Below are 14149 nucleotides of genomic sequence, written 5' to 3' on the forward strand. Positions count from 1 at the left end.
GACGTCGCACAAGCGATGCTTGTGGGGGACGCCGATGCGGGGCGGGCCTCACGAACTAAGTCGAAAAGGGGGGCGGCGCAGAAGAATTCTTCTGTGGTTGTTCTTGCGCGTTACTCGCGCCAGGCGGGCAGCAATGCTAGAGATCGGTGGCCAAAACCAACGGCACCCGCCAGACTGTCAGCGCCCGCCGAGGGAGTCACAGCACGCGACCTCGTCATTCTGCGACATTCTAATCCAGCCTGTCCGGATCGTCGTGAGACAAATATAACGGGTCGCCCTCTCCGAACTGGTACGCGCCCGGATGAATCTCCGCCACCTGCAGCACGGCGACATCCCCTGATGGCTTGATGTGAAGGGCGGAGAGGATGTTTGTCGCGAAGGCGCCTGTGTCTATCGCGATGCGGTTCGGGAAAATCTCGACGCGTCCGCTTGCCGTAATCGTATGCCCGTGGACGACGACCTTGCCGAAGGATTCCGGCGAATTGAGGAACTCGTCGCGGATCCACATCAGCGAATGAGAATCCTGCTCGTTCAATGGAATCCCGGGCTTCAGACCGGCATGGACGAGGATGTGGTGGTCGAGTTCGACATAGCGCTCGGCAGCGCGCAGGCAGGCTAGGTGCTCGTCGTCCATCCGGCGCCGGATCTCGTTCGGGGTGATAGGGGCTCCCCAGGGCAGGCCGTAGGAGGCCATCGTTTCGCCGCCGCCGAGATCCCACCAGTGCGCGGCGAGGGTCGCCTGGGTGGCGGGGTCGGGCTCGCCAAGCAATCGTAGGGGTATCGCATCGTGGTTGCCACGGATCAGTTTCGATACCGGTATCTCCCGCAACGTCCTGATGACGAGATCCATCGCCGCGCGGCTTTCCGGCCCCCGGTCCATGATGTCGCCGAGGAAGACGATCCGATGCCGGATCCCTTCCTGGCGCACCTTATCGGCGATCCCTGCCAGCATCTCGCGGAGCAGGTCGGCGCGGCCATGCACATCGCCGATGGCGAATGTATGGAGTGAACCGTTTTCGGTCATCGACACCTCCATGATGATGCCTGGTACGCGACGAGGTGTTATCAGATTCTCCGGGCATTCATCGAATAAGAAAGGGCGGCTGATTGCCGGCCTCACCATCTTCGTCTCAGTGTCCTCATGCTAGCACAAGGGGTGTCCCGGAGATGCAGCCATCGCGCCTCCGCGAGGGAAAATGACGCATGTGCCGAGAGGGAAATAATCTCGCCGGCCCAGGGACTTGGCGGACCGGATTGCTCTGATGATCCCCGGAACACGTCCGAGGACAGGAATGAGGGAGCTAGGGGCGTCTTCAATATTTCCTGACGGCGTACCGATCGGCGCCGCTGCTTCCCCTCACGCGGAAGCGCGCGGCTTCGTCAGGCCCTTGCCGATATTCTGCCCCGGCATTTCGATGAGATTATATCCGACCCAGGCCAGCGCGTAGACGATCGGCACGGTGATGGCGAGCGTCAGGGCCCAGCGCACCGGATCGGAGACGTCGGTTGTGCGGATCAGGTAGGCGATGACCGGCTGCATGACCATCAGATGGATGAGATAGGCGCCGAAGGACAGTTCGCCGAGATTGTGGAAGAAGCCGTTGCCCAGAAAGGCGCCGATCGGCCTCAATCGTCTGGCGATCGGTTCCGGCAGGCGGTGGGTGTGGATGAAGGCGAAGAAGATCAGGACCAGTGTGACCCGCACGGTTTCATGCATCAGGTCGCGTTCGCCGCCGACAGGCGCCAGCACCAGCATAATGGCGATCGCCGCGAACTGGTAGGCGCGCGCCCTGTCGGTCCGCAGCGCGCCGGCCAGCAACATACCGGCGGCAAAGACGTGCATTTTCAAGGGCAGGAAGGTCGGCATCGGAAAATTGATGCCGATCCGGTTGAGGCCGGAGGCAATCACCAACCCGATGGCGGTGACGGCGACAATGCCCTTGAGCCAGCCGATGCGGCCGATCACGATCACGATGAAGGGCAGGGCGGCATAGAACTGCATTTCGAGGCCGATGCTCCAGTCGGGCAGCGCCGTCCTGTAAGCGAAATGCGGGCTGAAGCCGAAGAGGAAGGTCAGGTGCGCAAGATAATTCGCCAGGCTGCTGTCCAGATAGCGCTCGGCGAGCTGCGGTCTGACGCCGTTGAAGCCATCGATCGCCATGCGGGCGTCGTAAAGCATGGGGCCGAGCGTCAGGGCGGCGACGAGCATCACGTAGTAGAGTGGTGCAATGCGAAAAAAGCGCCGGACCCAGAAGGTGATCCAGGTGCTGCTCGCCTCCCATGGCTCCCGGTCGCGCCGGCGCTGATAGTGGAAGACCATCAGGAAACCAGAGAGCATGATGAAGAGATCAACGCCGAGATCGGGATCGCCTATGACGGGCACCGAGAAACGGGTGAGGAGATGAGCATGACCCACAAGGACCCATAGAGCAGCCAAGCCACGCAGGCCGTCGAGGCAATCGACTCGATCGCCGACAACACTCTTCATGAGCAAATTCCTCTGCGTAAGGTTATGGAATTTGAGTATTTACGCGTTAAAGTAGGCGGAATGGACCATCTTTCGAGCGGTAGCACAAGTTTTTTATTGCGCTGCGGCAAGAAAAGGTGAAGCCCGAAGCGGGTGTGGACGCCGCTTTCAACCGCGATCCGATCTCTTGCATTGAAATGCGTTCGCTTCATGTTTTCCCGGGCAAAACAGCCGCATTCGCGCACGGAAATGTGAAGACAGGCGACGATCTTGCCGGGGATGAGACATAGATATGCTTGACTATGTCAGTAGGAATGTTTCCATTGTGCGACGCACCATAGGGAGCAACAATGGAACTCTCGTCAAAGCTCGTGAAATCCGTTGCCTACGACCCGTCGACCGGCGTGCTCGATATCGAGATTCGCCTCAAGGGACATCGCCGTTATTTCAACGTTCCGCCTTCCGTGTATGAGAACCTGATCACGGCTACGTCGCCCGGCTGGTATTACACACGCCATATCCGGGATGCGTTTCCGCGTTCGGCCGCCGGCGCGGAGGGCCGCCTCCGAGCACTCAAGACGATTCTCGGCCGTCGCGACCAATTTTCCTGATTGCGGATAGATGGACGGAGCAGGGTATTGCCGCCCCGTCGGGAAGAACGGCTGCTCGGGCCATCGGGAAACAGCCGGATTTCACGCTGGCGTTTCCGACAGCGTGAAATCCCTGCTTTGGGCGGTTTAGCTATCACCCGATGACGGCTGATAGCGGTTCGGTGGCGAGCGTCGCTTTTTGCGACTGCGGCAGGCGCGGAACGATCCAATGATCGATATAGCCGGGCTGCGGATGGATGCCTTCGGAGCTGATCGCCCAGAAGGTCGCGGCATTGGCCTGGAAGACCGTTGCCGAGTTCGAGGTGAAGCCGGCATTGTAGGTGCCGTTTCCATTGTCGACAACGGCATTGATGGTGCGCACGCCATAGGTTGCCGGCTGGTACTCCACGACAATGACGTCGCCAACCCTGGGAACGAAGCCGCCGAGGACACCCGAGCTCAGGACGCTTGCGCCATCACCCGGCGTATAGGACAGCATCGTGCCGATCTGGCCGAGATCCGTCGCCGCGCGAAATTTATCCGGGTTGGCAGGGTTATCGGTCCAGGCCAGGTCGACGTCGATATAGCCGTCATGGCCGAAGCCATTATTGCTGCGGATATCGGCGTTGATGCTATTGCGCCCGGTGACCCAGATTGCGGCGTTGACGGAGATGCCCGCCGAAATCGCGAAAGCCGTCGAGGAGCTGTTCTGCGGCGGAATGGTGCACTGGATCACCTTCATGTCGCTGCCGAGACGCGCCTTGATACGCGAAATCAGGCTCGTGATACGCGACTTCCAGGTGGCAGTCGTCGCGTTGTTGTCATTCGTGCCCATCTGGTTGAGAACGACGGTGAACGGGTATTTGCCGCCGTTGAAGGCCTTGATGTCGTCGAGGATATCCCAGCGCAGAAAGGCGCTCGTCGTCAGTTCCCGTGCCGATTGGGCCGAGGGGCAGCCGATGATCATATGGGGGATGCGGCCGAGATCGCCGTCGGCATCGAGCCATTTGCTTTCCCAGCCGAGATTGCCTCTGGCATCGGCAGTCGCCGAGACTTCCTGGCGGCCGTAGCCGATGCTGTCGGCAGGGCTCAGAACCACCGGCCGGCCATCCCATTCGCCCTTGGCCACCATCATATCCGGGCCGTAGCAGATCTGCTGAGAATTGCTCTGGTTGCCCGCCGGGATAGCGTAGAAGACATCGAGCGAGGGCGTGACCGGAGCGTCGGCGCTGATTAATGCTGCAAGCGCCGTCGGATCGGCGGCGGCCCAGAATTTTTCGCCGCGATGTTTCTGGATGCGGTAAGGCCCGACGAAGTTCTGGCCGGCATTGACATGCCACCGGGTGATGACGACGAAATCCGCTTCCGCATCGATATCGGGCGCGGTCGGGAAATCGCACCATGCGCCTTTCGCACCCGAGGCAATGGTAACGCCGGGGTTGGAGCCGAAAACGGCCGGGTAGGCCACGCCGCCGATGATGAGATCGACGCCGTCGATCACGACGTCATTGCCGGGCAGGATCGTTTCTTGAGGGCCGAGGCCCTCATTCATGGCAAAGCCCGAGAAGTGAAAGCGGAAGCCGCGCGTCTTGTAGGGCGCGTTTCCGAATTTCAGCTTGCTTGCGAAGTAATTGAGGCCGCTTGCCGCGGGCATCGTAAAGCCTGAGGGCATGCGGGTGCGGGAGGCGAAGAACATGTAGCGGTTGGGTTCAACCCCGCCGCCTCCACCGTTCGACGTGTTGGTGGATGTCCCGAGAGACAAGCCAAGAGAAAGGCCAAGCATGGTGAATGCTCTCCTCGTTAACAGCTGTTTTGAAAGAGACGGCGAGATGCCCACGATCCCCAGGGGTCAGGCGAGCACGATGGACGGCGACTGGCCGATCCGGGCGCCGAAATAGCGCGTTTCGCCGGCATGAACCAGCCAGCCGGTGGTGGCGGTGACGGGCGTGCGGAAGTCGACGCGGATTGCGGCGTCGGTGGCCGTCACGGTCCAGAACTGCTCGTCGCTGACGGCTTCGACCGGTACTGCGAGCGCCGTTGCGGTCGCATCCGCATTATAGTGGCCCTCGATATCGGCCAGCGAAATCGGCAGGCTCGCGCCGGAGATTGCATTCGTGCCGCTGCGGCTCAGGTAGATGTCGAACTTGCTCATCGATTTTTCCCTTCGTGTTCGCACCAGGTTCAGTGCATGCCGCGAAGTTGGAGCCGGGATGGTTGAAAGCTAAATGTGAGGCTGGCACATCTCGATGGGCGTTTTCAACCCTCCTGGCCGACGTTTGATCTTGCGTTGCATTGCGAATCGAAGCCAGTCTGGGCGATTGGATGGGGGATATCTTGGCCTGTCGTTTCAAATCCGGCCCTTTGGCCGCAAGCCTCACGATCGCTTCTGCGGGCCTCGCCACGGCAGAGGAGATACCGGCTTCCTGGAAGAAATCCATGACCGGCGATCCGGCAACGAACCACTACATCGCCAAGGCGATGAAGCCGCTCGACAATGCGGATGCCCAGACATTGCGGGTCCTGAAGCTGGCCGATACGCTCGCCACTCTCTGCAGCGGTACCGAGCTCGATAAGAAGGCACTCTACGCCTTTATGACTGAGACGCGCTTTGCAGACATCAGGGGCAAGGCCTATAACGAGGCCGCCTTCCTTGCCGACAGCACCTTCCGCTATTTCGATTATCGCGCGCTTGCCCATCTCTGTGCGGGGAGCGGTTATCTGTTCGGCCCGGAAGGCCATCTTGCGCCGGGATTGCTGAGGAGCGGCAAGACCGGCAAGAGGGGCGGGCCGAAGATGAGCTACGATTCCGAAAACCCCTTCGTTCCCCTGCCGCCACTGGCGCGGAAATCCTGATCGAAGGCCGGCGCATGCCTTGCGCGCTGCAGCAAATTTAGACAGCATCGGGCATGCCGACTCTCAAGCAGCTCTCGATTGCCCTGGGCCTTCTCACCAGCGACCGGTCCCCCCTTCCCAATGAGGACGGCTGGATGAACTATGTCTGGCGGGTTCGCGCGGCGCAGCAATGCCTTGATGTCGAGAACGGATATTGCAAGCTCGTCGAGGACAAATGGGACTGGAAGCGGCCACAATATTACAGTTTCTCATTCCGCACGGACCCGACGACCAATTCCGTCCTGTCCCGTATCTCGCTGCGAAACGAAGACCCTAAAGACGACGATCAGGTCTGCATCGTCGCCAGTTTCCTCAATGCGGCAGGGGAAGAGATCGGCATTTTCTATGCCAACTGGCGCGCGCTGCCCCGCCGTTCCTATACCCGTGAGGCGCCGATCTGGCTCAGCACCGATGTGCGGGAGATCGCAACAGTGGCCGTCGGCACCAAGCAATGCGACGTGAAGGCCAAACCGGACGCGCAGAATTTTTACAGGATCCGGCTCGCGCTGAACCAGCGCTGACCGCATCTGATCCAAAGCTATTTACAGGATGAGCGTCCTGCAGCCCCAAGTATATGACCGCTTGGCTTACGAGATTACAGTGGTCCATTCCGAGAAGCGGCAATGCGATATAAAAGCGAAAACGGACCTGCAGAATCCTTACAGGGATCCGGCCTGCACCGAAGCCGCGGGGAGTTCACGCGCTCGGCAATTCTATTGAAAGTCGGGCCGGATCGCCGGAGGCGGAGGCGTACGGGACGGGCTGCCGATCCTGTCGCCCTTTTTGACGCCGATCGTTCCGGTCGGTCGCGGGTCCGACTGCTCTGCATGGAACGACAATGCGATAATGATAATAATCCCGACCGCGAGCGCGATGAGCGGCGGCACAGCGAAGATGATCAGGAGGTAATGCAGCGGTTTCATCTTATGTCGTAAGCAGGCGAGCTTTCGCCTGAGCGGCTGCTTCCTTCATTCGTTTGCAATGTGCGAGTTCCAGTGGATCTTCCTGCCGTCCACTCTCGCTTGCCTGCTAGCGCTGCAAATTTCAGCAGGAAATATACCTGATCTTTCCCGACTTTCCTAATGCGGCTTTCCGCCAAAAGATATAACGGCCGTCACATCGTAGAAACGGGAACATAATGCGTAGTGCTGTCTCCGCAGCTATAGCGGCTTATCCACGCGCACGCCGTCCTGGCGGACGATTTTTGCCGGGACCCCGGCGACGGTGCAGTGCGGCGGTACGTCCTTTACGACAACAGCATTGGCGCCGATCGCCACATCATCACCGACGGTGATCTTGCCGATGACCTTTGCCCCGGCGCGTATTTTGACGCCGTCGCCTATGACAGGCCGGCGGCCCTTGCCGGAGTGCCCTACGGTTACCTGCTGATTGATCCAGCAATCTCTCCCGATCTTTTCGGCATTGATGATCGTCGCGAAGCCATGCTGGATGAACAGGCCGCCGCCGATTTCGGGTGTCTGGAGATGTAGGGTCGGTTCTTCCCGGCAAAACAGCGAAAACCATCTGGCTTTCGGCACCCTGAAATAATAGAGGTTTCGAAATTCCTTGTAATCGTTCAGCAATTTCAAAAGGGCGCTGAAGTCACTCTTCGGTTTTTCGTCGAATACGATGCCGCCCCATTTTTCAATGTCAGCCTCCACTTCCGACCTGTGATCGGAACGAAAGTAAGGGATCGCCACGGGAACGACGCCCGCATATCGGCATACCCGCAACATACGTTTCACCAGTCGAGATATTGTCATGTGCCATCCCCTGAGAATACCCCGCTTGCCGTGAGGTCAAGCAATCTGCGCCCGGTCGCAGGCGTATGGCGCTCATAAAGGAGATGTCGGTCGATAATGGGGCACCGGGTGAAACTTGTTCGATTCCCGCCGTTAACGTTGCCCAAATGGCACTTGGAAGTCCTCGCAAAGGGGATGTTCTCGCTTCTTAGGTTGGGAACCTGAAGGCGTACGAGTATCTTTCATGCTGCGTGATCGGGTGGTGGGTAACCAAGGTCACAAAAGTCCAAAAATGGTTCTTGCGTGGTTCTCGCGCATGAGATGTAGAGTTCCATCATTGGTTGGGGAACCTTTCATGCGCGTAAGTACCGTCGGCAAGACCGCCAAAGATCTTTTTCATTTGCTGTCGGCAGGTCTCAAACGGATGTCGATGATCTATCTAACTGGCGGTCATGAAGGCGAGTGGGGCTATGCTCGCGTGACCGGAGAGGTCGTCGACATTAATACGAAGATGCCGATCCGTGGTCATGTCATGCGCAAAATCATCGGCGGTCAATGGGTTTACCGGCAGATGACCGAGGAAGAACGCGAAGACTTCGACGCCAGCCGCCGCTGGTAGTCGAGCCTGAATTGGTTGCCCGGCGGTCGACAACGATAATGAAACTCCGAACAGGGTAACGCGTGCACGCACCCGCTCAATGACGGGTGTGCGATCAGGAATGACAACTCCGCTTTGCCATTCCGCTTTATTTTTGTTGCGGTGCAGCGTAGTCTCCGGATGAAACTTGTCCATATTTGAGACATTTGATGGCTGCAAACAAACTTTGCGAGGACATGGAATGAATGCGTGCCGTCACCGTCCCGGCATCATCCGATAATTCCAGCTTTTTAAGTGAGATTTCGATGAAGAACAGGTCATACTTCGATGCGCTTGACGGGTTGCGAGGCATCGCGGCATTTCTCGTCCTCTATCATCACCTTGAAAGCACTTCGGTCAGCGGAACTCACTATGCCCGCATCGGCTTCCTGGCCGTCGATCTTTTCTTCATCCTGAGCGGCTTCGTCATTGCGTTCTCATACGAGGATGCCCTGCGAAAAGGGCTGTCTTTCTGGGCCTTCACCAAAAGGCGGCTGATCCGCCTCTATCCGCTGATCTTGCTCGGCATTATTCTGACCGCCCTGGTGATCGGCCCGTCATACCAGGTGGCGCAGTCGGTTGTCCTGAACGCGCTGTTCGTTCCTGAGCTCTGGAAGCAGGGGAATGCCTATAGCGTCAATGCGATCCAATGGACCCTGTTCTTCGAGCTGTTTGCCAACCTTCTCTATGCGGCTGCCATTCCCTTGCTGAGGAGCAGGACGGTCGCGGTTCTCATCGGCATCTCGGCCGTTGCGCTTTATATGGTCGGGCAAAGCTACGGCACGCTCGGACTTGGCTGGGGCACGGATAATTTCGCCGCAGGTTTTCCCCGCGTCGGCTTCGGATTCTTCACTGGCGTTCTTCTCTATCGGCTGTGGCGATGGCATGGTGACAGGCTGCCCACGCTGCAGCTTTCGGGCTGGGTGCCGGTCGCCTGTTTTCTCGCGGTCATCCTCGTTCCCGAGCTTCTCCATTTCCAAACCTGGCGCGTACAGTTTCTCGACGTGTGCCTGGTGTTCCCGATTTTGATCTGGCTTGGCGCGAGCGCTAGCTATGGCGAAGTGTCGGGGCGTGTTTTCAGCTGGCTCGGGCGCGTGTCTTTCCCGATCTACGCTCTCCAAGGCCCTGTTCGGGATATTGCCGAGCCGGCCATCCGGGCCCTGCCGATCAACGTCTTCGTCGCAAACCTTGTCCTGATGGGCATCGTGACCCTGGCGTCCTGGCTGGCGCTCATATGGATCGATGAACCGCTGCGGCGCTATCTCTCATCGAGGTTCATATCTAGAAGACCAGCGCTCAATCCGGCGACGGCGCCTTGAGATGATGGCGCGGCTGGTGACGAGGTTTTGAGCCCGGGAAGGGCGAATCGTAGCGCCGGCGCGAATATTACCAGATGATGACAGGGCGGGTTCAGCCCCCATTTTATACGCGTAAGAAGTTGCAGATTGCGAGCTGCACCAACTCACAAGATATTGATTGTGCCTATGAATGTTTCTGCCCGGATTGGGGGCCTCGCGCATCTGCGAGGCCTTTTTCCGTTTCGGGGGACAGGTGGTGGTCGATGCCCGTCAGGTAGAGCTCGCCAACCCCACCGCCCTGATGAAAGCGGCGGGGTGGCTTAGGCGACGGATGGACCATGAGAGACACGGTCCGCCTGACAGCAAGGTCGCGGGTCAAGATGGGCCTGCCGCCAATCATCAAAAAGCCGACAATGGCCGCGGTCGGCCTGCGCGCAGCGCTGGTTGCCGTTGGAAAGCTGTTCGGCGCCTCACGACCGCAAACCTAGATCTCACCACACTGTAGATCCACGCCGGGATCGGCACCTATCCCCTTACCCAATCAGCCACGACATCCATCATCCGTGCCCCAAGCACGGTCGTAGGATGTGCCACGTAACTGTGAACAGGTCTCGGGGATTTTCATGCAGCCTGGAAAACTCTACTCCATTCAGGTCCTCAGGGCCGTCGCTGCCCTCATCGTTGTACTATCACACTCCATCAGGGCCTACACGATCAACGCACCGGGTTACATGCAGGGGCTGCCGCAATCATGGCTGTCATCGCCATGGTTCCGCGATGGCATGGCGGTCGGTGTCGATATTTTCTTTGTGATCAGCGGATTTATCATGGTCCACGTTTCGGAGGACTATGCCGAAGGAAGAAAGACACCCGGCAATTTCTTTCTTCAGCGCGTCGAGCGTATCTATCCGCCATACATCGTCGCGACGCTTGTCCTGATGGGGCTGACGATTGCGTGGGTGCACTCCATTCCAGCCGATTTCACGCCTTCGCGGATCGTTGCATCCATGGCTCTCATCCCATCCTTTGATAGCGCAGGACTTGTTCAGCCCATTCTCGGCGTCGGATGGACGCTGTCTTATGAAATGTACTTCTACCTGGCTTTTGCCGCCGCCTTGGCAATCGGCAGGAGGCAGTATCTTCCCGTATTGATGGGAACGATCATTGCCGTCTGGTTCATTGCCACGATAATATCCAGCCGGTCTGCCGTCGGGATATTCTTCAGTAGCCCCATCGTCTTCGAGTTCCTGTTCGGGTGCCTTGTTGCCCGACTTTACAACACCGGCAAACTACCCTCGCTTCCGCTTTACTCGCTGGTGCCAGCGGTCGCGATCATGGCGGTCGCTTCCTATTTTCACGAGGCCGATACGTTATCCGAGGCATGGCGGTTTGCGTATTGGGGCATCCCTGCAGCGATCGTTGTTGCGACGGTGCTCCCTCTACAGGTGCGCGGAAGCATCGGAGAGGCGCTGCGATTTCTCGGCGACGCCTCCTACTCAATCTACCTTATCCATGTCGTCATCATCTATAACGTCCTGGCGCGGTTCTACCCGAAACTCATCAGCTACGGTCTGGTGAGATTCATCGACCAGGCCGTAGCAATGACCTTCATTGTTGCCGTCGCTGGTGGTGTCATGTTCCATTTGATTGTGGAGAGGCCGTTCAACGATTGGCGCAAGCGCTCACGGAAGCGTGCGGCAGCAAATCGGATCGGCGCTCAAGGGGCTGCGAGCGCCACGGATGTCCCCACGCCCTCCGACTGAGCACCACACTCACCCCACCAACTTCCCCTTATCCGCCTGCGCCAATCTCGGCACGATCCAGTGGTCGATATAGCCCGGCTGCGGGTGAATGCCGTCCGGGCTGACCGCCCAATAGACCTTCGCATTGGCCTGAAATACCGTGTTGTAGGTATTGGCGAAGGTCACGAGATAGGTTCCGTCGCCGTTGGCGGTGGCGTCGATCACCACCCGGTTGGCGTAAAGTCCCGGCTGGTATTCGATGAGTAGGGTATCGCCGATCTTCGGCTGGAAATCGGCCGTTGCCGTGGGGTGCGTGGTGGCGCCGTCGCCCGGCGTGACGGAGAGCAGGGTGCCGATCTGGCCGATATCCACGGCGGCGCGGAATTTGTCGGGGTTGGCGGGATAGTCCGTCCAAGCCTGGTCGACATCGAGATAGCCGTCGTGGCCGAAGCCGTTGTTGGTGCGGATATCGTCGTTGATGCTCGCGCGGCCCGTCGTCCAGACGGGGGCGCTGACGGTGATGGCGGCCGCGGTGGAATAGGCGGCGGTGGAGCCGTTCTGCGGCGGGATGGTGCACTGGATGACCTTCATGTCGGCTCCGAGCCGCGTCTTGATGCGCGAAATCAGGCTGACGAGGCGGGATTTCCAGGTCGAGGTCGTGGTGTTGGCGTCGTTGGTGCCCATCTGGTTGATGACGATGGTGAAGGGGTATTTGCCGCCGTTGAATGCCTTGATGTCGTCAAGGATATCCCAGCGCAGGAGCGCGCTGGTCGCAAGCTCGCGGGCGGATTGGGCCGAGGGGCAGCCGATGAAGAGATGGGGGATGCGGCCGGGGCCGCCGTCGAGGTCCAGCCATTTGCTTTCCCATCCGAGATTGCCCCTGAGATCGGCAGAGGCGGAGACTTCCTGGCGGCCGTAGCCGATGCTGTCGCCGGTGCCGAGAACGACCGGCCTGCCATCCCAGCCGCCTTTGGCGAGCATTAGATCCGGCCCGTAGCAGATGAGCTGGCTGTTCGTCTGGTTGCCGGGGGCGACGGCATAGAAATTGTCGAGAACGGCCGTCGTCGGCGCGTCGGCGGCGATGAGGGCGGCAAGCGCGGATGCGTCGGCGGCGGCCCAGTATTTCTCGCCGCGGTGTTTCTGGATGCGGGCGGGGCCGATGAATTTCTGGCCGACGGAGGCAATGTGCCAGCGGGTGACGACGAGAAAATCCTCGAGCGGGTCGAGCTCGCCGGTGAAGGTGGGGAAATCGCAGAAAGCGCCCTTGGCGCCGGAGGCGATGGTCACGCCCGGAGTACCGGAAAAGTCCGACAGGTAGGTGATGCCCCTGACGATGAGGTCCACGCCATCGATGACGACATCGTTGCCGGCTGCGATCGTTTCCTGCGGGCCGAAACCCTCGTTCATGGCAAAGCCCGAGAAGTGGAAGCGCGGCGCCTTCGTCCTGTAGGGCGCATTGCCGAATTTCAGCCTGCTCGCAAAGTAGGTGAGGCCGATGCTGGTCGTATCGACGGCATAGCCGGAGGGCATGCGGGAGCCCCGGGAGGCGAAGAACATATAGCGGTCGGGGTCGACGGGTTCTCCGCTGCTCTTGACCGCGATGACGGGCGCATTGCCATAGAGGCTGCGCCCATCCGATATCCTGACAGCGCCGAGCACGGGCAGGCCGTTATAGAGGGTCGCGCCGTCGCTGATGACGTCGACACCCAGCACAGGCCTGTTGTCGACGAAGAGCGTGGCATCGCCCACATCGCGGATGCCGATGACCGGGCGGTTGTTGAACATGCGCGTGCCGTCGGGAACGATCACCACACCCTGGACGGGCTGCATATTGTAGAGTTTCGCCATCGGTGCGTCTTCCTCGCTCATCAAGAAAAAGAGCGGCCGAAGCCGCTGCAGCATCGGCCCGAAAATCGAAGTCGATTTTCGGAAGCCTGATGCGTCGATTCAAAGTGCTGGAGTGTCCTTCGTGTATCCGAACGGACGCACGAAGCTCCAGTCGGTGGCCTGTCAACCGGGGGTATCAGTCGTCAGGCTGGGAGGCGTTCTGGGGGTCCGGCGGCAGCCAGTCCGGGGCGGGGCCGCCGAGCTCTTGCTGCACGCCGTTACCTGCTGGCTCTAAAGGCATGGCAGGATCGGAAGGCGCGGGGGATTTGGCGGGTTTTGCAGCAGGCCGTTTGTCTGCCGCATCCGCTTCGCCCTTGCCGATCGCCTTGTCGCCCTGCCTTGCAAGGCGCACCCATTTCGGGCGGCGCTTTTCGTCCTTCCAGAGCGCGTCGGCCAAACTGAAGCGCTCGCCGGGATCGCGTCTGGCGCCGCCGTAATAGCCACGCTCGGTGGCGACGACTTCAACCATGCGAGGGAACCCCAGCCGTGAAGCCGGCGGTGATCTTGCCCGTGGTCGGGGCCGTGCCGGTCACCGTGTAGAGCAGGCGGAGATAGAGCTCGTCCGTGCCGCGCGGAATATGGCTCGGCGGGATGATCTTGCCGGCCTTGAGATCGGCAAGGTTGAGCGTGGTGGTGATGACCGCCTTCGGCGAGGAGAAGGCCTCGTTGTCGTCCACCTGAATGGTGACGGCGAGCGAGGTCAGGTTGTTGAAGCTTTCCACCACCTGCATGAGGAAGGGGATCGGTTCGCCCTTGCCGATATCGCGGGTGAGCCCCGTCCGGATCGGGCCGAGATTGATGACATTGGTGCTGGGGCCGGTTGCGGTGATTGCCTGCGCGTCCGAAAGCAGCGTCTGCCGGTCGAAAATCATCTGTGTGTACCTTTCGTGATTG

General features: G+C 59.7%; 16 protein-coding genes. 7 read left to right on the forward strand and 9 right to left on the reverse strand.

Annotated features, from left to right (window positions below; translation table 11 throughout):
• Positions 1-229: 229 nt before the first annotated feature.
• Together FHX08_RS04980 and FHX08_RS04985 are read right to left on the reverse strand one after the other, a co-directional pair.
• Complete coding sequence (locus FHX08_RS04980; RefSeq protein WP_132654166.1) at positions 230-1024, reverse strand: metallophosphoesterase; 795 nt, start codon at positions 1022-1024, stop codon at positions 230-232.
• 333 nt (positions 1025-1357) lie between these two features.
• Positions 1358-2488 (reverse strand): acyltransferase family protein, encoded by a 1131-nt coding sequence (locus FHX08_RS04985; protein WP_184326914.1) that lies wholly within the window; start codon positions 2486-2488, stop codon positions 1358-1360.
• A gap of 329 nt (positions 2489-2817) precedes the next feature.
• Between FHX08_RS04985 and FHX08_RS04990 the strand changes: the two genes are divergently transcribed.
• Positions 2818-3078, forward strand: coding sequence for a KTSC domain-containing protein (locus FHX08_RS04990; protein ID WP_132654168.1), 261 nt, complete (start codon positions 2818-2820; stop codon positions 3076-3078).
• Positions 3079-3211: 133 nt separating this feature from the next.
• On the opposite strand, the gene FHX08_RS04995 is transcribed toward FHX08_RS04990, so the two are convergent.
• Positions 3212-4840 (reverse strand): hypothetical protein, encoded by a 1629-nt coding sequence (locus FHX08_RS04995; RefSeq protein WP_132654169.1) that lies wholly within the window; start codon positions 4838-4840, stop codon positions 3212-3214.
• Positions 4841-4906: 66 nt separating this feature from the next.
• Positions 4907-5209: a hypothetical protein gene (locus tag FHX08_RS05000; RefSeq protein WP_132654170.1), complete on the reverse strand. Its 303-nt coding sequence runs from the start codon at positions 5207-5209 to the stop codon at positions 4907-4909.
• A gap of 170 nt (positions 5210-5379) precedes the next feature.
• Between FHX08_RS05000 and FHX08_RS05005 the strand changes: the two genes are divergently transcribed.
• Both FHX08_RS05005 and FHX08_RS05010 read left to right on the forward strand, forming a co-directional pair.
• A complete protein-coding gene (locus tag FHX08_RS05005; RefSeq protein WP_245508283.1) occupies positions 5380-5910 on the forward strand; it encodes a hypothetical protein in 531 nt (176 codons plus the stop codon).
• A gap of 53 nt (positions 5911-5963) precedes the next feature.
• Positions 5964-6470 carry a hypothetical protein gene (locus tag FHX08_RS05010; protein ID WP_132654171.1) on the forward strand — a complete coding sequence of 169 codons (507 nt, stop codon included), beginning with the start codon at positions 5964-5966 and terminating at the stop codon, positions 6468-6470.
• A gap of 192 nt (positions 6471-6662) precedes the next feature.
• Here the strand turns inward: FHX08_RS05010 and FHX08_RS05015 are convergent, their stop codons facing one another.
• Both FHX08_RS05015 and FHX08_RS05020 read right to left on the reverse strand, forming a co-directional pair.
• The gene (locus tag FHX08_RS05015; RefSeq protein WP_132654172.1) at positions 6663-6872 is read right to left on the reverse strand and encodes a hypothetical protein; all 210 of its coding nucleotides are present in this window, start codon (positions 6870-6872) and stop codon (positions 6663-6665) included.
• A gap of 237 nt (positions 6873-7109) precedes the next feature.
• Positions 7110-7712, reverse strand: a complete 603-nt coding sequence (locus FHX08_RS05020) for a serine O-acetyltransferase (RefSeq protein ID WP_246698282.1) — start codon at positions 7710-7712, stop codon at positions 7110-7112.
• 334 nt (positions 7713-8046) lie between these two features.
• Here FHX08_RS05020 and FHX08_RS05025 point away from each other — a divergent pair, with 334 nt between their 5' ends.
• From FHX08_RS05025 to FHX08_RS05040, 4 genes are all read left to right on the forward strand, one after another.
• A complete protein-coding gene (locus FHX08_RS05025; protein WP_184326915.1) occupies positions 8047-8310 on the forward strand; it encodes a hypothetical protein in 264 nt (87 codons plus the stop codon).
• Between the two features lie 284 nt (positions 8311-8594).
• Positions 8595-9647 (forward strand): acyltransferase, encoded by a 1053-nt coding sequence (locus FHX08_RS05030; RefSeq protein ID WP_184326916.1) that lies wholly within the window; start codon positions 8595-8597, stop codon positions 9645-9647.
• A gap of 317 nt (positions 9648-9964) precedes the next feature.
• Positions 9965-10114 carry a hypothetical protein gene (locus FHX08_RS05035; protein WP_184326917.1) on the forward strand — a complete coding sequence of 50 codons (150 nt, stop codon included), beginning with the start codon at positions 9965-9967 and terminating at the stop codon, positions 10112-10114.
• 135 nt (positions 10115-10249) lie between these two features.
• Positions 10250-11389: an acyltransferase gene (locus tag FHX08_RS05040; protein WP_184326918.1), complete on the forward strand. Its 1140-nt coding sequence runs from the start codon at positions 10250-10252 to the stop codon at positions 11387-11389.
• A 9-nt stretch (positions 11390-11398) separates the two neighbouring features.
• Here the strand turns inward: FHX08_RS05040 and FHX08_RS31345 are convergent, their stop codons facing one another.
• The 3 genes from FHX08_RS31345 to FHX08_RS05055 all read right to left on the reverse strand — a co-directional run bounded on the left by FHX08_RS31345 (position 11399) and on the right by FHX08_RS05055 (position 14127).
• Positions 11399-13216, reverse strand: coding sequence for a hypothetical protein (locus tag FHX08_RS31345; RefSeq protein ID WP_246698283.1), 1818 nt, complete (start codon positions 13214-13216; stop codon positions 11399-11401).
• Between the two features lie 175 nt (positions 13217-13391).
• Complete coding sequence (locus FHX08_RS05050; RefSeq protein ID WP_184326919.1) at positions 13392-13724, reverse strand: hypothetical protein; 333 nt, start codon at positions 13722-13724, stop codon at positions 13392-13394.
• Positions 13717-14127 carry a Bbp16 family capsid cement protein gene (locus tag FHX08_RS05055; RefSeq protein ID WP_184326920.1) on the reverse strand — a complete coding sequence of 137 codons (411 nt, stop codon included), beginning with the start codon at positions 14125-14127 and terminating at the stop codon, positions 13717-13719. Before FHX08_RS05055 ends, FHX08_RS05050 begins: the two co-directional genes overlap by 8 nt.
• Positions 14128-14149 lie beyond the last annotated feature (22 nt).

Origin of the sequence: Rhizobium sp. BK529, assembly GCF_014194105.1 — a bacterium.
Taxonomy (GTDB): domain Bacteria; phylum Pseudomonadota; class Alphaproteobacteria; order Rhizobiales; family Rhizobiaceae; genus Rhizobium.